This window comes from Alkalihalobacillus sp. TS-13 (assembly GCF_019720915.1).
Classification (GTDB): Bacteria; Bacillota; Bacilli; order Bacillales; family Fictibacillaceae; genus Pseudalkalibacillus.
Genome location: NZ_JAHKSI010000005.1, coordinates 112,459 through 137,381, shown reverse-complemented (window position 1 = coordinate 137,381; position 24,923 = coordinate 112,459). Strand labels below are relative to the sequence as shown.

Genomic DNA, 24,923 nt, shown 5'->3' with positions numbered 1-24,923 from the left:
GTTTTTCGTCTGAAAAGTCAGACGGAAAAATCATTTTACCAGAGTTTGGAACTGGCAACAAGATAAACTTACAACACATTCAAATAAAGAACCCCTGCCAAATTTAAAGAAAAGTTGGCAAAGCCAAGCCTTGGCGCAGGCTGAGCCTTAGTTCGCTAGTGAAAAAATGCCTGGATCTCCCATAAGAGATCCAGACATTCCTTTTTGTCGCATCTTACATCTTTTATTGAAATAGTTCTTCTTTCATTGCTTCACTGATCTGGTCAAGTGCTTCTAGTGTGGAAACGTCGCCATCGAGCAGTGGAATGAAAATTTTCTCCTGTTGATTGAATTTCTTATCAATCATTTGGATATATTCCTTTTCCTGTTCCTTTCGTTTACGGAGGAAAGAACTGTCTTCCATATCAGGTAAGAGCTTGTTGACCACGAGTGTATTGACGAGCAGATCGTGTTTTCTCAACGTTTCCACTGCTTTCTCCGTTTCTAAAATCGGAAGCCGTTCTGCGTTCAATACAAATACATACTCCGTCAGTTCATCATCCAATAATATTTTCCGAACTTCAGCAAAACGCTCTTTCCTTTTATCAAGGATGTCATAGATCGGGTCCTCTACCGGTTCCCCGTCTCCCATCCAGGCAGAAAAGTTTTTATTCAAGTTTTCCCGTCTTTTCAGCATCCCGTCGATCCAGGCTCCCATCAATTCCGGCAGGGTCAACAGCCTGATCGTATGCCCAGTTGGAGCTGTATCGAAAACGATCGTATCAAACGAACCTTTTTCATCTAAAATAATCGACACGAGTCGATCGAACATCGCTGCTTCATCGGCCCCAGGAGAACTTCCAGCAAGGTCGATCTGACGATGGACTTCCTCTACCATTTTCGCTTTGACAAGACCTTTCAGGTTATCTTTTACGCCATCAAGATATCGTTTTGTTTCTTCATTTGGGTCGATTTCAATCGCAAAAAGGTTTTCCGTCAAACGCTTCGGCTGTCCAGATAACCGTTTATGGAAAATGTCTCCTACATTATGAGCCGGATCAGTAGAAACCAACAACGTTTTCTGCCCTTTTCTTGCTGACGTCAATGCAAAAGCTGAGGCAGACGTCGATTTCCCCACTCCACCTTTTCCACCAAAAAATACGATTTGCTTATTTACAATCTTTTTCACTCGCCACACAACCTCTCATCAACAACAACGAATTCCTTCCAGTGGTGACTTTTCCATTCCCATTCGTAGATGCCAATCATGAAACTTTTCCAGAATCGATGGATACAGTTCGAGTGTATAATAGGAAACTGGATTCGGAATTCCGAGCAATTCTGAAAAGCATAACAATAAAAACAGATCATCCTCATCACGAAGCTCCCGCTTGATCTCTGTCTTATGATTATGGCTTAATATTTCATCATATAATTCGATCAGTCTTTTAAAAGACCACTTCGCTTCAGTCATCATCAGTCACCCCGCTAGTTCATTTCTTGTTGTATACGTTTTAATAGTTCATTGTTCGACTGGCGATATTTATTAAGCCACCGTCCGTTCATGAAAACCGCTCCACGACGGGCTCTCCAAAATAGATTCTTAAAAACTTCAAGTAATCCTATTCTACCATGTCGAACCTGACTAAACATATGAACTGCAATGGAGATCAGATTTCGTGGATCTGCATAAACCACGTTCACTTGATCCCCATATTCTTTTACAATTTGCTGATACAATACACCGATTTCTTGCATCTCTTTCCGATCATCTTCAAATTGATCTGACATACTGATGAACCCGTCACCAGATACACCTCCGCATCAGCCTCCACCGATCTCAGGGAAGACACGTATGACAAGGATTTCGTGTTTCATCATCGATCACCCTTTTCACTTCATTCAAAAGGGGAGCAGTTTCCCGCCCCCCCTCAAGCCATCAATTTATCAAGCCGTTTTATCCATATCTGATGGATCTTGTTTTTTACTCAGGACTTGGAAAGCTTCTATAATGATCCATAGAGCGAATCCAAGAATCAACGCACCGAAGATGAACAACAAGACATTCGTATCTGCTGCTCCGGCGCCAGACCATTCGAAAATGACCTGTTTACCCATCGCCCAGACAGTCATGAACAGGACGAACACCATCGGAATGAATGTTGGCATGAAGTTCCGTCCTTGCTTTTTCAACCAGATGGAGACAAGAAGCAAACTGATTCCTGCTAATAGCTGGTTGGATGTACCGAATAACGGCCAAAGCAAGTATCCGCCAGATCCGAATCCGTTTGGTCCTTCTGGAAGAAGCACAAGCATTGCACTTGTACCAACAGCGATTGTTGTTGCAACATGTGCTTTCGTCAATGCTGGTAGTTTATATTCAGTTCCAAGCTCTGAAATGATGTACCGCATCAAACGAACTGAAGTATCAAGTGAAGTTGCCGCAAAACTGATGACGATGACGGCTACGATCGTTGACGCGATATTAGCAGGAATTCCTACACCTGATGCAAGTACCCCAGCACCGCCGATGAAGTTTCCTAGCCCTCCAGCACTCGCTGCAGCGAAACTGTTATAAGCTGCTGTGAAATCAGCTCCAGTTGCAAAGAACGTTGTTACGGCGATGATTGCAAGTAACGCAAGCATCCCTTCCCCGACAGCCCCAAGATAACCGACGAATTTAGCATCCGATTCCTTATCAAGCTGTTTAGAGGAAGTTCCAGATGCGACTAGACCATGGAAGCCTGAAATCGCGCCGCAGGCAATCGTAATGAATAAGAGCGGCCACATCGATATATCAGCACCTGAATTTACCGCTGGTGCAGTAATTTCAGGGTTTGTGAAGAGAACTCCCAAATAAAGGATGACCAAACCAAGTACAAGTTGATGAGAGTTGATATAATCCCTTGGCTGCAATAGCTTCCATACAGGTAAAGTAGAAGCGATATACACATAAACCATCAATACAATGATCCAGACGAAGAACGCCATCGAGACACCGTTCAATCCGAACATGACAGTGTTTTCTTCTCCGCCAAACCATTTAACAAGGTCGATTTGAAGGACGTCGAATTGAGAAGCGAGAATAGCAGCTCCATACATGAAGGCAAGTGCAACTATAGATGGAAGCAACATGCTCCGACTTTTTTTATAGACGGCATATCCCATCCAAATAGCTAATGGTATCTGGATGAAAACGGATAGAACCGAAGCTGGGAAGCTGACAAACAGATTAGCGATGACCCATGCAAACACTGCGTTAACCATCAATACGAGAATCAAGATGATGAATAAGAACAGAATCTTCGCTCGATGACCGATTAATTTGTTTGCAATGGTACCAACAGATTGACCTTTGTTACGTACAGATAATACGAGTGCTCCGAAATCGTGCACACCGGCTGCGAATACGGTTCCTAAAATGACCCATATCACTGCCGGGAGCCAGCCCCAATAAACGGCAATCGCCGGACCGACGATCGGTGCCGCTCCAGCTACTGAGCTGAAATGATGTCCCCATAATACAAATCGATTTGTAGGAACAAAGTCGACCCCATCTTTGTATTTATGTGCAGGAGTCACATAATTTGCGTCAAGCTTGTAAATCTTTTCAGCTATGAATTTTGCATAATAGCGATAGCCTAGTAAAAAAATGCTTATTCCAATTACTGCTAAAAGTAAACTACTCATTACCTACCCCTCCCTTGTCTCATTACTACTATCGTAGGCAAAGACGTAACCGCTGTCAATATAATTAAAGAAAATTCAGAATGTTGGTATTTATAGGATAATTGAAACAGGACGTTTTTGGCAGTTTTGGCCGTAGAAACATGGTTTCTGGTCGCAGTCTACTGAAATTGGCAGTATTCTTTATGTGGCATCCCGAAGGCTTATACTTGAAGCGTTTAATTTTTAGTAGATTGACGTAGGACCAATTCAGGGGAGTAGATCACGCTTTTCACTTCTTCCGTATTTGAAAACACAAAAAACCTGAATGAGACACCTTTTTGAAGTGCCTATCATTCAGGTTATAGTCTGTCTACAAAATGAAGTCAATCTTCATTCATCTTCACTTTGTTAAACACTACTGTTGAATCCCATACGTTTAAGCCTAAATACCCCTCTTTAAATGTGGAATCCTTTATGTCAATCACTAGCTTTTTGTCCAAATAAACCTTTATATGTTCACCTTTCGTTTCTACCTTTATGCGATAATCCCGATTGGCATTTAACTTCAACTTACCATCGTCATTGTAGGTTGCCAGGTCAATTCCCTTTCCATCCAAAAATTTGATAAGTTTGACTTCATTATTTTTTACATCAATATTGGCTGCATATCCGTTTTTTGCATCAGGATCAGAACGAAAAACCAAAGCTCCTGCGCCTACTAAATTATCAACTAAATCTTGTTCAGGGTCATCCGGATGGGAGTCGGAATCCAGCACTTTAATATCGGCTTCATACTGAAAATCATGTCCTTCTTGAGCCGATATGTTAAAAGAATCGCCACTGCTTTGGCCTTGTAATCCTTCCCTCGTCTTTGCCCAGCTCCCCGAAACAGGCTTCCAGCCGGTTAAATTTGTTTTAAAACGATTCTTATCTTTCCAAATACTCTTTAATGGATAAATTTCCAACGAATTTAAGGTGACCTCTCCATCTTCACTATATATCTCCAACCCTTTACTTGATGGATCAGGAAAAATTTGATCGGTGATTACAATTTCTCCATCTGTTCCGAATACTTCAACAGCTGAGCGATCAACAAAAATATGCATTTTTACTTTACCATCTGAAGCTGTTAGCGGGCCAGCATGCCTATCTACAACATGATCACCATAGTCAAAATCATCGGAATTTGCACGATCAACAAAGAGCTGTTCCCCTGCAAGATCGTACCCTATTTTAGTGTATTCTTCTCCATCCCCTTTTCTGACTTTAAAACCAAACTCCGATGCATTCGTATTAGAAACATCGAATTCGGCGATCATTTCATACGTATCTCCTGAGAAATTAGAAAGAAGGCTGCTGTTGTTTGAAATTACTACATTATCATAGGAAGTCATTTGACTATTGTTTTGAATACTTTTTAGAGAAACAGGCGTTTGTTTTAAACGAGTTCCCTCTTCGGTTTGAGTGAGTTCCATTGTGCGCGGTAAAGACATCGAACTTCTCCACGTTGAGGTAGGTGTTTTATGAGCATACTGCCAGTTGCTCATCCAGCCGAGCCAGTATTTTTCTCCATGATCTCCTTCGATCCCACTCCAGTCAACGGCAGCATAATAATCCGCTCCGTAATCACTCCATAGTACTTTATCTGGTGGATTCTCATTGGTAAATGTTATTCCATCAAAGCCACCAACAAAGTATTGCATACCAGATCCACCAGCAGGGCCCCCGTCATTAATACTTACTTGCAGGACCCACTTCGTGTTATTGGGATCTCCATCAATCGGAAGTTCCACTAATGTCGGGCATTCCCAGATGCCGCCATTACTTCCGTGGGTTGAATCAATCCACTCTCCTGATACCGCTGTCCACTCTTCAATCGTCCCGCTTTGTTTGGAATCATTTTTTTCGGGCTCTTTAGCTACCTGGTCGACCTCATCAGGAATCGGTCCTTCATTATAAACATTGAAATCATCGATGTTGATATGACCCCACCCGCCAGTAGCCTGATCCACTGCTTTAATATAGAAAACTTCTCCCACATATTCAGAAGCATCCCAGACATAACGCTTATATGTTTCGTCATCTTTAAACTTCGTGTTAGCCTGGCGGATTAGTTCCTGTCCGTCAGAAGCTCTAACCAAGGATACATAACGGTTGCTGATATCATTCCCTCCGCCTAACAGAAAGTTGATTTCCCCGGACCCACTTAATTTGAAGTAGGAAGAACGCAACTCGCCTATTGCATGATCCCCCTCATGAAGGTCGGAAAATCCCCATAAATGATAATTCCCTTGAGGTTCAAACGGTCCACCCCAGTAGTTGCTTACATCGGTAACGTGATCATCTGTAAAGGCATTTCCTTTCATAGAGGTCCATCCTGTCAGATCGCCTGTTTCAAAATCATGATTGGCGATTACCATATCAGAAGTTCTGATGTTTTCCCCCTTTTTTACATTTTGAAATAGTGTGGTAGAGTTCCATACATTTAACCCAAGGTACCCATCTGTAAAAGTGCCATCCTTAAGATCATGAATGAGGGTGTCATCAACATAGACTTTTATATGATCGTCATATGCATCGATTTTCAGGCGATAAGTCTGGTCCGTCTCAATACTCATCGATTTTTCAGCTAAAACAGTGATTTTCCCGTTCTCGATCTTCATCAGCTTCGCCACATCGTTTAAAGCATCAACATTGGCAAAGTAGCCGTTTTTTACACCTTGATCAGCACGGAAAACGAGAGCTCCAGCTCCACCTTCTCCTTGATCTTTTGATACTTTGACTTCCGATTCGTACAAAAAGTTATCGGCGGTTTGACCACTCAAAGTAAAGGCATCTTCTCTAGAAGCCCCTGTTTTCCCCTCTAAGGAGTCTTCCCATGATCCGCTGATCGCCTTCCAGCCAGACAAATTAGTTACGAAATTGGATGTATTTGTAAATTCGACGTTACGAAATGCAGCCGTTGAGCCACTGGATATCAACCCATAATATCCATGGGCAAATGATTGGTCATTCTGCTGTATCATAAGCTGATCATCCACAAAGACTTTTATATTGTCACCATCAGCCACTGCCTTGACGTGATGCGTCGATGAAGTTTTCACGTCCATTGGTTCACGAGCCAGCTCTTCTACCTCACCATTCACGATTTTACTGAATGTCACGCGATCATTTTTTGCATCAACATTGGCGATGTACGCATTGTTTCCTTCTTTGTCCGATCGAAAGACTAATCCGCCGGAACCCTCCCGGCCATTCTTTTCATTAAGCGTTATATCACCTTCATAACTAAACGAGCTTCCGGTATAGTCGGACATAGCGTACGATACCTGATCAAGACTATTGGATTGGATACCGCCATCTGGACCGAATTCACTTGCAAATTCCCATTCTTTTAAATTGGGAGACGTATAAAACATAATTTTATTTTTGGCTGCAAGCGACATTACCCACTTGCTGGAATCTTCATGCCAGAAAACCTTGGGGTCACGCCAATCTGCGACAGGAGGATCCGGCATCACCGGGTTACCTTCATACTTTTCCCATGACCTTCCCTTATCAAGACTGTAAGCAAGACTTTGGACTTGTCCATTTGGGCCGGAGTGGGTAAAAATAGCGACCATTGCTTCCTTCCCAAAACCTGCTGTATTCTCCCAATCTATAACGGCACTTCCTGAGAATATATGGCCATGTTCGTCAGGATATAGAGCAATCGGAAGGTGCTCCCACTTTACAAGATCTTTACTAACCGCATGCCCCCAATGCATCGGTCCCCAAGTTGTGCCATAAGGATAGTACTGGTAAAACAAATGGTATTCTCCTTCGTAATAAACCATCCCATTCGGATCGTTCATCCAGTTTGCTTCAGGAGAAAAATGAAATTGATTCCGGTAGGGCTCTTCATAATATCCTGACTCATCCGCAAGCACATTTGCCGGCACACCTACAATAAGCAAACAGAGCAACAACGAAAGCCTTCTTTTCCATACAGATTTATCCAAATGGTAATTCATCTCCTTCCTTTAAATTTTTTAGGAACGTAACCGGTCGATTAACACTGCTGATACAATGACTCCCCCCTTGACGACAAGTTGCCAGTAATAACTGACGTCCATTAGCGTAAGACCATTAGTAATGACTCCCATAATCAACACTCCAATGATGGTGCCTTGAATCTTACCGACACCGCCTGTTAATTTTGAACCACCTAAAATTACCGCTGCGATGGCATCAAGTTCATACATATTTCCTGCCGTCGGCTGACCTGAGTAAAGTCGGCCAGCGAGTACTACACCGCCTAAACCAGCGAGTAAGCCGCTGATAGAATAAACATTAACCAATGTCTTTTTCACTTTGATCCCAGTTAATCTAGCCGCTTCTTCATTTCCGCCAATCGCATAAATATGGCGTCCAAACATCGTGTATTTTAAAACAAGAAACATGACGATATACACGAGGATCATTAAATAAATGGGTGTAGGGATCGATAAAATAGAACCTGACCCAATGAATCGAAAGGTAGTAGATTCTAAGACAACCGGATAGCCTCCACTTGTGACATAGGCCAGTCCTCTAACGTAGGTCATACTCGCTAAGGTAACGATAAAAGCAGGCAGGCCGATTTTGGCTGTAAATACGCCATTAATGAAACCCACAAGATAACCAGCTCCAACACCGAGCAGCATGGCTAAAATCGGATTTATTCCTGTTTGGGAAGCCATGACCGAAACGACTCCGGATAGGGCTACAATGGATCCCACGGATAAATCAATACCACCGGTCAAAATAACAATCGTCATTCCTGCAGCTAAAATGGCAGTAACCGATACTTGTTTTAGGATGTTTGTCAGATTGGACGAGTCTAAAAAGTTTGGTGCCATTACGCTCATTACTATACATAGTAAAATTAAAATAATGACCATCCCAAGCTGATTCCAGACGGTTGAAGCCTGATGACCGAGCTTGAATCGGGGCTGGACAGGCGGCTGGGCCGCTGGCTGCTGATTAGTCGACAGAATTGATTTCATCTTTATTCCCTCCCGTTGCGTAATGCATAATGCGTTCTTGAGTAGCTTCATTTTTCTGAAGGTGTCCGGTGATCCTTCCTTCATTCATAACCAAAATCCGATCACTTATCCCGATGACTTCAGGAAGTTCAGAAGAGATCATCAAAACTGCGAGCCCTGCATCGGCAAGTTCCGAAATAATTTTATGAATTTCCGTTTTTGCTCCTATATCTACACCACGTGTTGGCTCGTCGAGCAGCAGTACTTTAGGGTTTGTTGACAGCCACCTGGCAATGACCGCCTTTTGCTGGTTCCCGCCGCTCAAACCAGAAATTGACTGATCGGGTGAGGCTGTCTTGATTTTTAAGTTTTTGATATACACGTCAGCTGCATGGTTTAAAGAATTCCAATTAATTTTTAAGCTCTTTTTATGCTTTTTTAGTTCCGCCAGCAAGATGTTTTCTTTTACAGACATATCAAGAAATAGTCCTTGTTCCTTACGGCTTTCTGGCACGAGGGCAATCCCATACTTGATTGCCTCGATCGGGGACTTGATTTGAACCTTTTCTCCCGCTACCCAAATTTCTCCCTGAAGAATATCCGAGGCGCCAAAGATCGACCGGACAAGCTCTGTTCGACCTGCCCCGACAAGTCCTGCAAATCCGACAATTTCTCCTGGATAGATCTGAAAAGACAGATCCCTTACAAAAGTATTATCACTTAAATTCTTCACTTCTAATGCAGGGTTTTCTTTATCCCCTGCTTTTATATCGTTTCCTATCGACCTTTGAAACAAGCCTTTCAGATCACGGCCAACCATTAAACTGACTAAATGATCCGTGTTCGTTTCTTGGATAGGACCACTTTTAATCCACTCTCCATCACGCAAAACGGTATAACGATCGGAAATTTTAAAAATTTCTTCCATCCGATGGGAAATATAGACGATCGCAACACCCTGTTTTCTTAAGTCCTTTATGATTTCAAAAAGCCTGTCAATTTCTTTATCCGTTAAAGAGGCAGTCGGTTCATCCATAATCAAGACTTCAGCTTTGTATGAGAGGGCTCTTGCGATTTCCACCATCTGCTGCTGGGCTACACTTAACGTCGAGACTAGTGTTTCTGGCTTTAAATCTGATCCCATGGAAGTCAACACTTCCTTTGCCCGTCTATGTACTTTTTCCCAGCGCACCATACCGAATTTATTTCGGGGGTATTTTGTTCCCATCAAGATATTTTCACTGATGGTCAAGTTAGGGGCTAAGTTAAGTTCCTGATGGATCACACCAATACCCATTTTTCTTGCTGTCATCGGGTCCTTCCAGGTAACTTGGTCAGTTTTATAAGTGATTGTTCCACTGTCTTGGTCAGGCATATAAACGCCCGATACTATTTTCATTAATGTGGATTTTCCGGCTCCGTTCTCTCCCATTAAGGCGTGGACTTCACCAGGGTATAGCTCGATGTTTACATTTTTCAACACCGTTGTGCCAGAAAAAGTTTTATTAATCCCTTCCATCTTTAAAATAGGCGTTCTTGCCTCTACTTTTTCCTGCATAATCATAGCTTTCACCCTTCCTTGATTGAAATGACGGCCCTTGTTGAAACCACAAGGACCGTACGTTCGATATAAAGATTACCAACCTTTATAGGAATCTAAGTTGTCTTGAGTCACTAAATCTACTGGGATTTTGATCACTTCTTCGATAGATTCGCCATCCAATACCTGGATCCCAACATCCATAGCTTTTTTGACCATTTCACTCGGATTCTGGGCCGATGTTCCTGCAATCGAACTTCCCTCTTTCTTCATCGCTTTAATAACATCAGGAGAGCCATCGACACCCACAATGTAAAACTCATCCTGGCGGCCAGCTTGCTGCTGTGCAATCTCAGCCCCAATGGCTACAGGGTCGTTGTTGGCAAAAACAGCATCAATGGTTCCTGGCTTATTCGCCTGCAGAATGCTCTCCATCACCTGCAACCCTTTTTCACGGTTTCCTTCGCCATTTTGCTTAGCGATCACTTTAATATCAGTTCCTTCAATCGTATCTTCAAACCCCGCAATCCGATCTTTTACAGCGGTAACAGGAGGTCCGTCAATTACAACGACATTTCCCTTTCCACCAAGATCTTCAATCATATATTCAGCTGCGAGAACTCCTGCCTGGTAGTTATCAGAGGTAACCGTACCTTCAATCCCTCCACCAGCCCCGACATCAACGCTAATGACGGGGATTCCGGCTGCATCTGCTTGAGCGACAGCCCCGGCGATTCCCTCAGAATCAACAGCATTCAATAAAATAAGATCCACCCCTTGGGTAATGAAGTCCTCTATTTGAGAGGTTTGCTTAGCTAAATCTGCATCAGCCGCCTGGATGATAATTTCAGCTCCTAATTCTTCCGCATATTCTCCAGCAGCTTCACTCATCGACACGAAAAACGGGTTTGCCAGATTGTTGAGCGTCAATCCGATCTTAAGATCCCCTTTTTTGTTGCCAGCGCTTTCATTTTCCTGCCCAGAAGTTTCGTTATTTCCACATGCAGACGCGAATAGAAGCAGAATTCCCATTAAAATTACACCGATCTTCTTTTGTTTGATTTGCATTTTTATTACTTCCCCCTCGATGGATTATTTTCAGAAATCGATGAATACGCTTACAAATGAACGAACATTCTCCCTCCTTTCTAATCACCGTTACACATATTTCATTTAGCCGATTAAAGGAATGATTTTGTTATATGTGTAATAAATCCCAATATTGGTTGTGATTGTTTATGCTTATTAATGATGATATATGCGTATTTGATGATTGTCAATAAGTTTTCTAAAAATTAAAAATATAACGAATCTCTTTATAAATCCCTACTTAATGCTCTTTCCCATGATTATTCTCATCATACAGTTTGAATTAATTTGATTACTTATGCTTATTTTTAGCCACATGAAGATAAATGTGTATGATCGCAAGTCAAAAATCAGGAATCGCGCAATCATCTTATTACTTTAAGACTTCGAGATTAGTCTATAATGATAAAAAGAAAACGTTTACGAAGGGAGAATTGCTTCATGTTTATGGAAGAGCGTAAAGCGCAAATTCTTGAATACTTACGCCATATGTCTCGGGCGTCCGTTCATGATTTAAGTCAGCAATTTAATGTTTCAGAGTCTACGATCCGAAGGGATCTTAAAGAACTTGAGGAAACAAATAATATTAAAAGGACACATGGCGGTGCCATCCTCTTACAGCCGGTCGGTTATGAGGCATCAATCGGAGATAGAAAAAAAGACTATATCGCAGAAAAGCAAGCCATTGCTAAAAAAGCGGTAGAGTTCATTAACCCAGGCGATGCCATCCTTCTAGATTCAGGAACTACAACTTATGAACTTGTAAAAGAGTTAAAGACCTTTTCCAATCTTTCCATTGTGACCAACTCGATCATTATCATGCAGGAGCTGGCAGATATTCCTGGCTTGGATGTAATGCTGCTAGGCGGTAATTTACGAAGAGAAACATCTGCATTGGTCGGACCTTTTGCCGAACAATCGCTCAATATGATTCGAATTGATAAAGCATTTATTGGTACTAATGGTTTGGATCTTAAAGAAGGTATCATTACCACACCTAACCTAACCGAGGCTCGTATTAAGCGTATGATGATCACGAACTCCAGGCAAACCATCCTATTGACTGATCATAGTAAAATCGGCAAGGTGAATTTTGCTAAAGTTGCTGACCTATCCGATATAGACTTTTGTATCGTAGACGATAAAGTACAGGACCATTTCGAAGAGGAAATGAAGCGTAATGGCGTGAACGTACATATCGTAAAACTTTAAAACTATAAGAATATTTAATTCTCCATTCTCACAAAAAAGAGGATCCTATTAATGGAGCCTCTTTAGTGATTACACCTCTTTCGTTTCTATGAAGCTTAAAGCCAGCCTCTCCATCTTCCCGGATATTTCACTAATTTAAGGATGAGAACTTAGCCCTCCTTTTCCCCATAAATTCCATCATCTAGATAGTCAATTTGTTTCATTTTTTCAATTCTATATAACGTTTACATTTTTTTGTGAGCGTTTCCGAAATCAGGTGCTCAGCGGATTACCCCTACTATGTACTATACGCTACGGCATGATTGACGCTTTTTACATGTTTGTTATAGTTTAGGATATTATGAATTTCTTTGCTATTTAATAGAGTAGTCCTAAACCATCTTTCAATCAAATCCACTCTCAACGTATCCATTATCTTGCTATAAGTAAAATATTTTTCCATTGGTCCTCTCGTGAAAGGGGCGCTTTGAGATGAAAAGCATTCAGCGCCGGTTATTGTTAATGCTGCTTGTGTTCATCATCCTGCCCTATTTTTTGTCTGTTTTTTTAATTTACAGCTATACGAAAAATAGTGTGGAGCAGAATGAACTCGAAAACAGCCGGGCACAATTGCAGGAGAGCTCAGAAGAACTCAATCAATACTTTGAGGAAATGATCAACCTCCCATACATCCTGTATCGTGACCCTGAGTTGTTCCGGATATTTAATAATGATGTAGATGATTCAGCTTACCTAGAGAAAAGCTTAAAAAATTACTATTTGATGCGGAGCGAAATCCGGCAGGTACGGCTTTATTTAAATCAGGATAGGGAATCCATCGCTGTATATAATGGAATGGTCAGTGCGCGAAAATCAAAACCTGATTTTTTAGATCAGGACTTGATGAACAAACTCTATCATTCGAACTTAAAGTACATATTAGAACCGCCTCACCCTATTGAGAATTATAATAATGCAGCGATTGTTCCCCAGTCAGACAACACTGTGGTCATAACACTCCATCATAAAATAGTAGATGTGCTCACAAACGAATTTCTCGGAATCCTGACTACTGACATCGATTCAGATATGTACACTCAAATATGCAATAACCTAATTCAGGAAAACGAAGAGACCGTGTTACTGGTTGACGAAAACGATCAAGTGATTTATGCAAACAACCGTAGTCTTATCGGCAAGCCCGTGACTGCTGAGCTGCAACAGCAAATGAAAGAAGATGGCGGTAGGGGTGATGATATTATCTTATCAAGAACTTTATCCAGCCCACTCCATCAATGGAAATTGGTGAAGATCACGCCTAGTGAAATCTTATTTCATGATGTCAGGAAAACGGCCTATACAAGTATATTGGTCGGGATAGGTGTAGGTTTATTAGGGTTGTTGATGATCAGTATGATTACGATTCGAATTACCCATCCGATCAAACAACTGACTCAAAAAGTACGCATGATAGAAGGCAGTGAAATGAACGTTCCCTTTGATGACTCTAGACAAGACGAAATCGGTTATTTGGAGAAACATATGAAAGATATGATGAATCGCATTAACCTTCACATTGATCGTGAATATAAGCTTGAGATTGAAAATAAGGAAAACCAATTCAGAGCTTTAAAGGCCCAAGTGAATCCTCATTTCTTATTCAATGCCCTGCAATCAATTGGTGCAGTTGCTTTAAGATCAAAGACGCCTAACGTATACCGTCTCGTAACGTCTTTATCGAAGATGATGCGTTACTCCATACAGGCAGACGAGTGGGTACTCGTACAAGATGAAGTGAATTATATTGAATCCTATCTCACCCTGCAAATGGAACGTTTCCGAAATAATGTGAATTACTCCATAGAAATGAACGAAACGGTTCTTAATACGACGATACCCAGTATGATTCTTCAGCCACTCGTTGAGAACTTTTTTAAGCATTGTTATGAAAAGGGCAATTATAAAGCTCGTCTATCAATACGCGGGGAAATACAAGACGGCTTCTTACACCTTATCGTAGAGAATGACGGAGAAAGTCTGCCGGAGAAACAGCTCCAAATGTTAAGGAAAAAAATATATACAGATCCTCATGAAAGCTTATATTCACATAAACATATTGGTTTAAAAAATATTCATGATCGTTTGGTTCTTAATTACAACAAAAGGGCAGGGTTAGAAGTAGACACGGATCAAGGGCAAGGGTTCCACGTGAAGATTTTCATTCCCTGTCCAATCCAAACGAGTTCAACAGCCAATGTATGATAGCCAGTTTCATATACGGAGGAGGGATAGTTTTTGAAGGCTTTAATTGCTGATGATGAAATGAATGTACGCGACGTCCTGCGCTATTTAGGACAATGGGACCAGCACGGCATAACTGAGATTTTAGAAGCAAGCGATGGTCAAGAAGCAAAAACAATTATTGATGAATCTCAACCTGAACTGATTTTTACGGATATTAAAATGCCAGGAATGACCGGAATAGATATCATAGAATGGCTCGACGGCATTTCTTATCCCGGTAAGGTCATATTCATTACAGGGTACAACGATTATTCATTTATGCGCCAAGCGATTAAATACAGCAGTTTCGATTATCTTTTGAAGCCGATAGAACCTGAGCCCTTTAACAAAACGTTATCTGAAGCAGTGGAAAGCTGGAAGAATGACCAAAAATCCCGACATTCGGATCAAACAGTCGATAAAGACTTAAAAAAGCTGTGGCTCAATCAAATAATGACAGCGGCTTGCATGGGGGAAGCTTTTGAACCAGATGACATCCTCCCATACCTCCCTACTGCTGATCAATATGAATTATCGTTAATTTCTTTTTATCAAATGCATCACCCTGATCCTTATGTTGATTTACTGGCAGACATGCTCGTTCAAAGAAAATTAGGAAATGCGTTTTCTCTACACTTTGATCGAAATCTTTGTCTTGTCATCAGCATTAAAGACGAATGGCTAACGATAGAAGAATGGATGAGTCAAGAATTTGATATACCTATTCGACTTGTGAGTGGTGAGCGATTATATTCATTAACGGATATTCCAAGCTCCTATCAAACTTTACAAACAGCCATCGATAATCACGAGTATCGGTCAAATCATCGAATGGATGATTTGGATACCCCCCGCCGAATAAAGGATATCGTTTCCTATGTAAATGATTTTTATATGGAGGAGTTGAGTTTGGAGAAACTATCCAACCTATTCTTCTTCAGCCGAGAACATATTTCAAGGAAATTCAAGGAAGAAACCGGATTGCCTTTGTCTAAATATATTACGAAATTAAGAATTGACCAGGCTAAAATTTGGTTAAAAGAAACAGAAGAAACCATTTACTCGATTTCTTTATTGCTAGGCTATCAAGATGAGAAATATTTTTCGAAACTGTTCAAAAAGGTCGTAGGCGTCACACCTTTTGAGTTTCGAAACAAAAGACAGCAATTTGTCAGCAGATCGTTTACGGAATAAGAAAAGAGGTGACAGAATGAAAAAAGTCTTACTTTTATGTTTAATCGGAACGCTGAACCTATCTCTTTCAGCATGTCAGTCAAAGTCTGAGACAAAAGAAACACCAATAAAAGAACAGGAAATTACACTAAAAGTAAGAAATCCAAAAGTAGAGATTGCTTCACAGTTTGAGCAAATGGTCCAGGCTTATGAAACGAATCATCCAAAAGTAAATATAGAAGTCTACACGGTCGGTGGGGCGATGGATGACTTTTCTGATCTTAAAGCCCAAATTGCTGCAGGTAATGGTCCCGATATTTTCACAAACCCCGGGTATGAAAACGCCAAAGTTTGGAGCGACTATTTAGAAGACCTATCTGATCAGCCATGGGTAGAGAATGCACTTGAAGATACATTAACGCCGATGAGATTTGATGGTAAAGTACTTGGAATGCCAATGAACCTAGAAGGATACGGCTTCATTTATAATAAAGATTTATTTAAGCAGGCAGGCATTAAGGCAATGCCTGCTACACTAACTGAATTGACAGTTACCGCTGAGAAACTGCAAGAAGCAGGAATTACACCTTTTGCCACTGGCTACTATGAGAAATGGAAATTGGGTGACCATCTTTTGAATATCGCATTTGCCCAGCAGGATAACCCAGCTGCTTTTATAAAAAACTTGAATGAAGGGAAGGAAACGATTCCCAACAATCCGAAATTCAAGGACCTCCTCCATTTGTTGGATGTCACTTTAGAATATGGAAGCAATGAACCACTCTCGACAGACTACAGTATGGAAGTAAATACATTTGCAGCTGGAGATGCAGCGATTATCCTGCAGGGCAACTGGATACAGCCTATGATCGACCAGCAATCCCCCGATATGAACATCGGCATTATCCCTATTCCCATTAATGATGATCCGGACAAGGAATCCTTAGTCGTTAACACACCTAGTTACTGGGTAGTCAATAAACAGACAACAGAAGAAAAAAAGAATGAAGCAAAAAAATTTTTAAACTGGATGGTTTCATCTGAAGAAGGAAAACGATACTTAACCGAACACTTAAAATTCATTCCCGCTTTTAAGCATATCGAGCCGGAAAATTCAGGTCCTCTTGCCGATCAAATCATACAGTATTATAAAAAAGGGCAAACGTTGTCCTCCAACTGGTTTGATTTCCCAGTAGGAGTAAGAAAAGAATTTGGTTCGGCCACACAACAATATATAAAGAACCAACTTAATAAGGAGCAACTATTGCAAGAATATCAAAAGTCCTGGGAAAAGGCTCAGTGAGTCCTCTCCAGGGCTTTTTTCACTCTCTCCTCTCCCCAAAATAGAACGAAAATCCTATATATCAAATCAAAGCTAAATTCCAATCAATATCCTCCATATCCAGATCCGCCCATCCCCCCCTATAATTTAAATTGTCAAACAGCGGAAAAACGAAAAAATAATCCGCAAAAAAAATATGGGAGGAAAGAATATGAACGTAAAAAGATTGGCCAAACAAGCTACAGTAGTCATGCTTAGCACAGCAATTCTGGCAGGAGGGGAAGGATTGATCGCGCATGCTGATTCCCGGGACCATAAAGAAGATTACGGAATTTCCCACATCACGCGTTCTGATATGGCGGACATGATTAAGCAGCACGATGATCATGCGGTCCCTGAATTTGACGCATCTAACATTCAAAACATTCCATCAGCTACAAAAACAGACGAGAACGGAAATGAAATTAAAATGGATGTTTGGGACACATGGCCGCTCCAAAACGCGGACGGTACAGTGGCCGAATACAATGGCTACCATATCCTATTCGGTTTAGCAGGTGACCCAAAAAATGCACACGACACATTCATTTACATGTTCTATAAGAAAGCAGATGAGAAATCCATCGATGCGTGGAAGAACGCTGGACGTGTATTCGACGATGAAGATAAATACAAAGCTGACGATAAATATTTGAAAGATCAGTCAGAAGAGTGGTCCGGTTCCGCTACCTTCACCTCTGATGGAGAAATTCGTTTATTCTACACCAACCGTACAGAATTTAATGAAGAAAAGGAGCTTTACGGTAAACAGACGCTAACTACTGCGCAAGTTAACGTATCTGAACCAAAACAAGGAACTCTTAATGTGGATGGCGTCGAAGATCATAAGTCAATTTTTGAAGGCGGCGATGGGTCTGTTTATCAAAATGTCAACCAGGCTTTTGGAAATGGAGATATTAACTATAATGAAAACCATACGTTAAGAGACCCTCACTATGTAGAAGAAAACGGCCGTAAATACCTGGTGTTTGAAGCCAATACAGGAACTGACTTTGGCTACTCTGGAGAGGAATCCCTTTACAACAAAGCGTACTATGGCAAGAGCGAAAAATACTTCCAGGATGAAAAAGCTAAACTGTTAGAAAGTCCGAAAAGAGAGTTTGCTGAACTGGCGAACGGAGCGATCGGCATTATCGAAATCAACGATGATTATACACTAAAGAACGTAATGGACCCATTGATTGCTTCCAACACTGTTACGGATGAAATTGAACGTCCAAACATTTTCAAAAAAGATGGTAAATGGTACTTATTCACAAGTTCACGCGGATCTAAAATGACGATTGATGGCATTGATGATGAAGATATCTACATGTTGGGATATGTGTCAAATTCATTAACCGGTCCATACAAGCCGATGAACAAAACGGGAATTGTTTTACACCATGACCTCGATCCAAATGATGTGACATGGAATTACGCACACTATGTAATCCCTCAAGAAAATAGCGATGAAACTGTTGTTACAAGCTATATGACAAATAGAGGGTATTTTGAAGACAAAAAGTCTACTTTCTCTCCAAGCTTTAAGCTGGACCTTAAAGGACCTAAATCTTCCGTTATAGAAGATGGAATCCTCAAACAAGGACAACTTACAATAAATGAAGAATAAGCTTAATAAGCTTTAGGATGAAAAGAAAATGCCGACTTCTCTAGGCATTTTCTTTTCTTTTCAATTAATCCATTATAAAAGCGGTGAGCAACTGATATGGTAAAGCAGAATCAAAGAAAATGGCTGTCTCGCTTCTCTTTTTCTTGATCATAGGCTTGTTTTTAATCTTTGAGCGACCAGACCATAGGGAAAAAGAACCACAAGAAAAGGAAACGTATCGTGCAGACTATCATTTTACAGCTCCGGATAACTGGAAGAATGACCCCCAAAAACCAATCTATCTGGATGGGAAATATCACTACTATTATCTCTATAACGGAGACTATCCCAAAGGCAACGGAACAGAGTGGCGTCATGCGACCTCTAAAGATTTAGTCCATTGGAAAGATGAAGGGGTGGCTATTCCTAAATACACGAATGAAAACGGGGATCCGTGGTCAGGTTCTGTTGTGGTAGACCAAAATAATACAGCCGGCTTTGGAGAAGAGGCTGTAGTAGCACTCGTTACCCAGCCTTCTGCAAATGGAAAGCAGGAACAGTATCTCTGGTACAGTACGGATAGAGGCCAAACGTTTACTTCCTATAGTGACCATCCGGTAATGTCGAACCCAGGAGCCGAAGATTTCAGAGATCCTAAAGTTATCTGGGATGACCAAGAGCAGAAATGGGTCATGCTCATGGCCGAAGGAACAAAAATTGGTTTTTATGAATCGAAAAACCTAAAAGACTGGAATTACACCAGTGGATTTCAGACAAAAGATATTGGGCTCGTAGAATGCCCAGACTTGTATAAGATGCGGGCAAACGACGGAACAGTGAAATGGGTGTTGGGCGTAAGTGCCAATGGCAAGTCGATCGGAAAGCCGAATACTTATGCTTACTGGGTCGGTAATTACAATGGTGATGAATTTATCCCCGATCACGAAGAGCCTGAATGGCTGGATTACGGTTTCGATTGGTACGGCGGCGTTACGTTTGAAGATGGGACAAGTGATAATCAGCTCAGCCACCGATATGCTTTAGCTTGGATGAACAATTGGGCATACGCAGACCATACCCCTACCCTCCAGGAGGATTTTAACGGATTGGATTCCATCGTTCGAAAAATAGAATTAAAAAAAGGTGATGAGGACTCCTATTACTTGGGTTCACAGCCGTTAGAAAAACTAAGTCAATTAACAGATTCCTCAGATTCTTATCAACAAATCGAGGTCGACGGCTCAAAAACAATTGGGGCAACTGGTACGGTTTACCAGATCGAAGCAGAGATATCCTGGTCGAAGATCGGGAACGTAGGGTTGCGTCTTCGGGAATCAGCCGACAAAACGCGTCATGTGGACGTCGGTCTTTCACCAAAAGACCAGTACTCTTATGTCAATCGAAAATCAACAGACCAGCCAGATAAAAGTGGTAAGTATATAGAAAGTATTGCTCCTTTTGATCCAAGTCAAAAAAAAGTTCACTTAAAGATCCTTGTAGATAAAACAAGTGTTGAAGTATTTATAGATGATGGTAAAGTGGTACACTCCAATCAGGTGTTCCCTCCACTAGAGGATAAGAACATCACACTCTATTCTGAAGGCGGCCCCGCAACTTTTGAAAATATAGAAATAAAATACTTCGACTCCATTTATGATTAAAACTCTAGCGTAGGTTTTTATGTCACTAACAAAACGTAAAGAGAGTTTTTTGGGGCTGTCTGATAAGTCCCTAAAATAAAACAAGGCCAAGTTGTTGGTTATTGTAGGGCTTGAAAGTAGGTGGGAATGTTCGTTTAGACTTGTTTTCTCCCTGATTTCCATCTGGAGATGAAGTCGTTTCCGTGTTATAATTTTCAGTAGTAATCGAAAGATTGCACATAAAAGATCGTCCCTTCTGTAGTGTAGGTGTGGTAACTTTCATTTTACAGGATTGGACGATTTTTTTGTGCTTTTTTATCAAGCAAATGAGAAAAGGGATGCCAGAAAGATCAGATTTCACTGACTTTCTGGACATCCTCTTCCCCATTGTGATTCTTATGGCAGAGTAACTGTTTTTGATTCAGTTGTCGTTTCTGTTTCCAGGTCCGTTTCCGCATCTGTTTCCTCAGTTACTTCTTCATCAGCATCTACTTCAGTTTCTTCGTCTTCTTCTACGTCTGTTTCTTCAGTAGTTTCTTCAGTAGTTTCTTCACCTGTTTCAGAAGTTGGGTCTTCGGTAGTACCAGCAAGAACAGCAGAACCTTCAGCAGCATGTTCTTTTGCGGTTTCACTAGCGTTCACATGTCCTTGTGCATTTGCTTTGTTTTCTGCAGAAACGTTAACTTCTTCAGTGACTTCTTCTGTGTCTGCACCTTCTTCTTTTGCTTCTTCGTCTGCATCTTCATTAGAATCTTCATCCGCATCAGTTTCTTCGTCTGCATCTTCGTCTTCTTCAGTTTTAGCTTCGACATCTGTTTCGACAGTTGGTTCTTCTTCAGAGTTTGTGTCTTCATCTGATTCAGGAGCAACCGAAAGATGAACTGCAGAGTTCTCAGCTGCATTTTCTTTTGCTACGTCACTTGCATGATAAGCACTGGATTTTGCCTTATTTTCTGAAGAGGGGTTGACCTTCTCTTCCTTTGGCTCTTCCGTTTCTTTGTCTTGTTCTGCGTCTTCTTCTACTTCAGTTTCTTTTGTTTCTTCTGTTTTCACATCAGAATCAGTTGGCTCTTCAACCGTCACGTTTTCTTCTTTAGGTTCAACTTCTGTTTCTACATCAGAATCTGCGTCTGTTTCAGAACCAGCTTGTACAGCAGAATTAGGTGCTGCATTTTCTTTTGCTTTTTCGCTGGCGTTGACGTGCCCTTGAGATTTAGCTTTGTTTTCAGCAGATGGATTATTCTTAACTTTCGTTTTAGATTCTGCTCTTCCTTCGTCATCTAATGCTTGGACTTTTACATCAGCTTTTTTCCCATTACCCGCTGCTTCAACAGAATCAATACCTACAAAAGTTCCAAATGCAAGCGCTCCTGCTAATACTAAAGATTTGACTACCATTTTTCCGTTAACTCGTACCATTAAAAATCTCTCCTTCTTCTCAGTTAAAATTTTTCATCCATTAAGCACTATGAGGAAGAAGGCTGGATTTCGGTGGTGGTGAAGGCGGTGCATTGATCCACTGATTATGTTCTCTGCGATGTTCAGCTAAGAAATCACGATCAAGTGTGACCAATGGACCTGTCCCTGAAAAAGATAAAGCATAGAAAAGAGAACCATTTCCAGATGTATTAGAAGATCCATCCTTATTTTGATTTTGTTTTGATAGTTTATATCCGGTTTGTGAATGTATCACAAATGGTGTATCAGCTGGACTTTCATCTTGTGGCAATGGCTGCTGATTAGACTTGGATTTTGCTGTGTCTCTAACTGCATTCGTTTGTTTGTCATCAGATTTCAAAGTGAGATTGTTTCTGGAATTCAGCTTCTCTTTTGATGGATGTTGTCCATCTTTTCTCTGTTTTGGTTCAGAAAAAGATGTATCTTTTAAAGGGTTAATGTCTTCACCACGGTCATTATGTACTGAGGTTCCGGATTGATCAGTGTCCTGGCTTGGTTTATTCGTTTGTTTCTTTATCTTAGAAACACCGTTCCCATCTGACTTATCTTTTGCATCCTTATTCGCATGCACCGATTTCCCTTTTTCCTGAGGTTGATCGACATTTTTAAGATCCGCTTTGGCTTGTTCAGGTAACTCCTGTTTTCCATTACGATCTGCATTTTCATTTTGTCGATTATTATTATCAGTGTTTTTTGAAGCGTTTTCATTTTTACGTTCTTCTGCTTGATTATCTGCCCCTACTAAAGGTTCAGGTAATTCATCTGGTTTTCCATTGTCGTTCGCCAGAACTTCAGATGGAACTAACAGACATGCTCCCGCAATAAGCCCTTTAACAATCAGGGTTTGAATTCGCACGTACTTCACCCCCTTTCAAGTCCCAATATTTATAATCTTCTATTGATTTTAGCAAATTATGTCGGGTGCTGACGGCAAAGTGAGACAAATAGCCATATAGGCCTACTTATTCCCTGAATATGTATGAAAAGGAAAAAGGCTGAACAAGTCAGCCCTTTCTTCGTTATTACTTCTTTAAAATCTTTTCGATCGTATAGGTGCCATTATATTGCTCAATTGTATTCAGCCATCCTATGACATCAACCGTATAAGTGCCGTCGATAACCTCAGGAATAGTGGTTTCTTCTGTCGTAGAAACTGCATTTCCAGAGGAACCAGCAAGCTCACCAGCTGGGTCGCGGACTTCTAGATCAAGATCATTAGTTGGAGATGTCCAATCGATCCGTACCTTCAGACTGACTGCATCATTATCAAGGGAAATATCATAGTAGTCATGCGATGCTGCTCCAGCTTCTGAGACACCTGCACCGAGAGTTCCTTCCCATGTTTCTTCAACAAAGTAAGTCTCATAGGTTTTGCCCGTTTTCTTATCTTTATATTTACCAATATTCGGGTTGGTTTTTTCAGCTGATTTTACAGCTTCGTATGCATTCACATAACCTGAACCTACCTCGTGATATTGATACCCTTCCATCGGTTCGGCCGTTCTTTGTAAAATATCCAATACGATATCCGGATGTAAATCAGGTTGCGCTTCTCTCATCAAGGCGACAATGCCTGAGATATGAGGGGTTGCCATACTCGTACCGCTTGCTGTCGTATAGTATGGGAGATGCTGAGGCTCGATATAAGTGGCATCTGTTACAGAACCTAATGAATTCATGACTAAACCTGTTGATGATTTTGCTGCAACGATATCCACACCTGGTGCAGTGATATCCGGGTGTAGGACTTCATCACCTGGCACGCCGCGTGAAGAAAAGTCAGCAAGTTTTTTATCCTTTGTTCCAGCAGCCACTGATATGACCCAGGGGGCAGCTGAATACGGGTTCAAGGTGTTTTCATCCGGTCCTTCGTTCCCTGCTGCAAAGGTGACAATCATCCCTGCATCATGGGCTTTTTTACTTGCGACATTCACCGGATTGTTAGGTGAATACTCACCAGTCGTCCCCCAGCTGTTACTGATAACATCGATCCCATATTTTTCTTGATTTTCCAGGACATAATCAAAAGCTTCCAGGGACCATAAAATGTTGATCCCTTCTCCAGTTCCAAGCCCTATTAATTTAGCATCCGGGGCGATCCCTTTATATAATCCATCACTTGCTGTTCCTGATCCTGCAATGGTACCCGCGACATGCGTCCCGTGCCCAGAAGACGTATCCGTATTTGCCACATCTTCTAAATAGAGAGCTTCATCTGTAAATAGATTGCCTAAAAGAAATTTGACATTTTGTACAACTTTTTCTCCCAAAGGCAGATCCGGATGAGTCGCATCTATCCCGCTGTCTATTACAGCCACTGTCGTTCCTTCGCCTGTGTAGCCAAGATCATTCCAGACACGTTCAGCCCCGACAAGTTCACGGCTGTCTCGAAGAAAGTATTCCAAACTCTTATTATAGTAGACAGAAAGTGCATCCAGGTCTGATTCCAACACTTTTTGTACTTCTGTATTCGTCCCTTTAATGGCGATCATCGGGAGATTTTTATATGTTTTCGTCTTCAGACCAAGAGCTTTCACACTCTCTATTTGTGTATCTGTCGGCATGTTCTCGAAAGTGATGACGGCTTCAACAATCGTAGATTCACTAGTAGACGCTAATATATTCTGGAGCGTTTCATCTACTTCAACTGTATTAGCCCGAGCCTGATCCGTTGCCCCTGATAAAGAATATGCTAAAATAAGGACCAAAGTAAGGATCCATAAGCTTACTTTTTTCATGTCATTCCTCCTGATTTTGATATTTTTATATTTTCATACTTTCATTTTCCAAGAGATTACAAACAGTTACAATTCACCGTATGTTTTAAATCAGACTGGTCTAATGGTTTATTTATACTGTAGTCAATTGGTTATAGCGGAGGAATGATTACGGTAAATTAGTCATGGTTACCGTATAAAAAAGAGAGGCAGTTTTATGAAGCGCCTCTCATTGTATTGATGTT

At 41.2% G+C, this 24,923-nt stretch carries 17 protein-coding genes and 1 pseudogene; 6 read left to right on the top strand and 12 right to left on the bottom strand.

The genetic code is table 11. The features are described from left to right. Positions 1-223: 223 nt before the first annotated feature. From KOL94_RS22385 to KOL94_RS22350, 9 genes and pseudogenes are all read right to left on the bottom strand, one after another. Positions 224-1,168, bottom strand: coding sequence for an ArsA family ATPase (locus KOL94_RS22385; RefSeq protein ID WP_221568886.1), 945 nt, complete (start codon positions 1,166-1,168; stop codon positions 224-226). Between the two features lie 18 nt (positions 1,169-1,186). Further along, entirely contained in the window at positions 1,187-1,453 is a 267-nt protein-coding gene (locus tag KOL94_RS22380) for a cory-CC-star protein (protein WP_221568885.1), read from the bottom strand. Positions 1,454-1,467: 14 nt separating this feature from the next. Next, a complete protein-coding gene (locus KOL94_RS22375) occupies positions 1,468-1,770 on the bottom strand; it encodes a hypothetical protein (protein WP_221568884.1) in 303 nt (100 codons plus the stop codon). 156 nt (positions 1,771-1,926) lie between these two features. Further along, positions 1,927-3,669: a carbon starvation CstA family protein gene (locus tag KOL94_RS22370; RefSeq protein ID WP_221568883.1), complete on the bottom strand. Its 1,743-nt coding sequence runs from the start codon at positions 3,667-3,669 to the stop codon at positions 1,927-1,929. A 362-nt stretch (positions 3,670-4,031) separates the two neighbouring features. After that, positions 4,032-6,674, bottom strand: coding sequence for a GH32 C-terminal domain-containing protein (locus tag KOL94_RS22365; RefSeq protein ID WP_260412615.1), 2,643 nt, complete (start codon positions 6,672-6,674; stop codon positions 4,032-4,034). A 327-nt stretch (positions 6,675-7,001) separates the two neighbouring features. Continuing rightward, positions 7,002-7,661 (bottom strand): annotated as a pseudogene (locus tag KOL94_RS25935) (glycoside hydrolase family 32 protein); the annotation flags it as partial. A gap of 18 nt (positions 7,662-7,679) precedes the next feature. Next, a complete protein-coding gene (locus KOL94_RS22360) occupies positions 7,680-8,675 on the bottom strand; it encodes an ABC transporter permease (protein ID WP_221568881.1) in 996 nt (331 codons plus the stop codon). Continuing rightward, positions 8,653-10,218, bottom strand: coding sequence for a sugar ABC transporter ATP-binding protein (locus KOL94_RS22355; protein WP_260412606.1), 1,566 nt, complete (start codon positions 10,216-10,218; stop codon positions 8,653-8,655). The genes KOL94_RS22360 and KOL94_RS22355 overlap by 23 nt, the downstream gene beginning before the upstream one ends. A gap of 72 nt (positions 10,219-10,290) precedes the next feature. Continuing rightward, complete coding sequence (locus tag KOL94_RS22350; protein ID WP_221568880.1) at positions 10,291-11,262, bottom strand: substrate-binding domain-containing protein; 972 nt, start codon at positions 11,260-11,262, stop codon at positions 10,291-10,293. 462 nt (positions 11,263-11,724) lie between these two features. On the opposite strand from KOL94_RS22350, the gene KOL94_RS22345 reads away from it, so the two are divergent. The 6 genes from KOL94_RS22345 (at position 11,725) to KOL94_RS22320 (ending at position 20,524) form a co-directional block, all read left to right on the top strand. Beyond that, positions 11,725-12,495 (top strand): DeoR/GlpR family DNA-binding transcription regulator, encoded by a 771-nt coding sequence (locus KOL94_RS22345; RefSeq protein WP_221568879.1) that lies wholly within the window; start codon positions 11,725-11,727, stop codon positions 12,493-12,495. A 471-nt stretch (positions 12,496-12,966) separates the two neighbouring features. Beyond that, on the top strand, positions 12,967-14,736 hold the full coding sequence (locus KOL94_RS22340) for a sensor histidine kinase (RefSeq protein WP_221568878.1): 1,770 nt from the start codon (positions 12,967-12,969) through the stop codon (positions 14,734-14,736). Between the two features lie 33 nt (positions 14,737-14,769). Then, the gene (locus KOL94_RS22335; RefSeq protein WP_221568877.1) at positions 14,770-15,951 is read left to right on the top strand and encodes a response regulator transcription factor; all 1,182 of its coding nucleotides are present in this window, start codon (positions 14,770-14,772) and stop codon (positions 15,949-15,951) included. 16 nt (positions 15,952-15,967) lie between these two features. Next, a complete protein-coding gene (locus KOL94_RS22330; RefSeq protein WP_221568876.1) occupies positions 15,968-17,233 on the top strand; it encodes an ABC transporter substrate-binding protein in 1,266 nt (421 codons plus the stop codon). A 190-nt stretch (positions 17,234-17,423) separates the two neighbouring features. After that, complete coding sequence (locus KOL94_RS22325; protein WP_221568875.1) at positions 17,424-18,884, top strand: glycoside hydrolase family 68 protein; 1,461 nt, start codon at positions 17,424-17,426, stop codon at positions 18,882-18,884. A 119-nt stretch (positions 18,885-19,003) separates the two neighbouring features. Then, positions 19,004-20,524, top strand: a complete 1,521-nt coding sequence (locus KOL94_RS22320) for a glycoside hydrolase family 32 protein (RefSeq protein WP_221568874.1) — start codon at positions 19,004-19,006, stop codon at positions 20,522-20,524. A gap of 375 nt (positions 20,525-20,899) precedes the next feature. On the opposite strand, the gene KOL94_RS22315 is transcribed toward KOL94_RS22320, so the two are convergent. The 3 genes from KOL94_RS22315 to KOL94_RS22305 form a co-directional block, all read right to left on the bottom strand. After that, complete coding sequence (locus KOL94_RS22315) at positions 20,900-21,922, bottom strand: hypothetical protein (RefSeq protein WP_221568873.1); 1,023 nt, start codon at positions 21,920-21,922, stop codon at positions 20,900-20,902. 40 nt (positions 21,923-21,962) lie between these two features. Continuing rightward, on the bottom strand, positions 21,963-22,817 hold the full coding sequence (locus tag KOL94_RS22310) for a hypothetical protein (protein WP_221568872.1): 855 nt from the start codon (positions 22,815-22,817) through the stop codon (positions 21,963-21,965). A gap of 166 nt (positions 22,818-22,983) precedes the next feature. Next, positions 22,984-24,699 (bottom strand): S8 family serine peptidase, encoded by a 1,716-nt coding sequence (locus KOL94_RS22305; RefSeq protein ID WP_221568871.1) that lies wholly within the window; start codon positions 24,697-24,699, stop codon positions 22,984-22,986. Between the last annotated feature and the right edge of the window lie 224 nt (positions 24,700-24,923).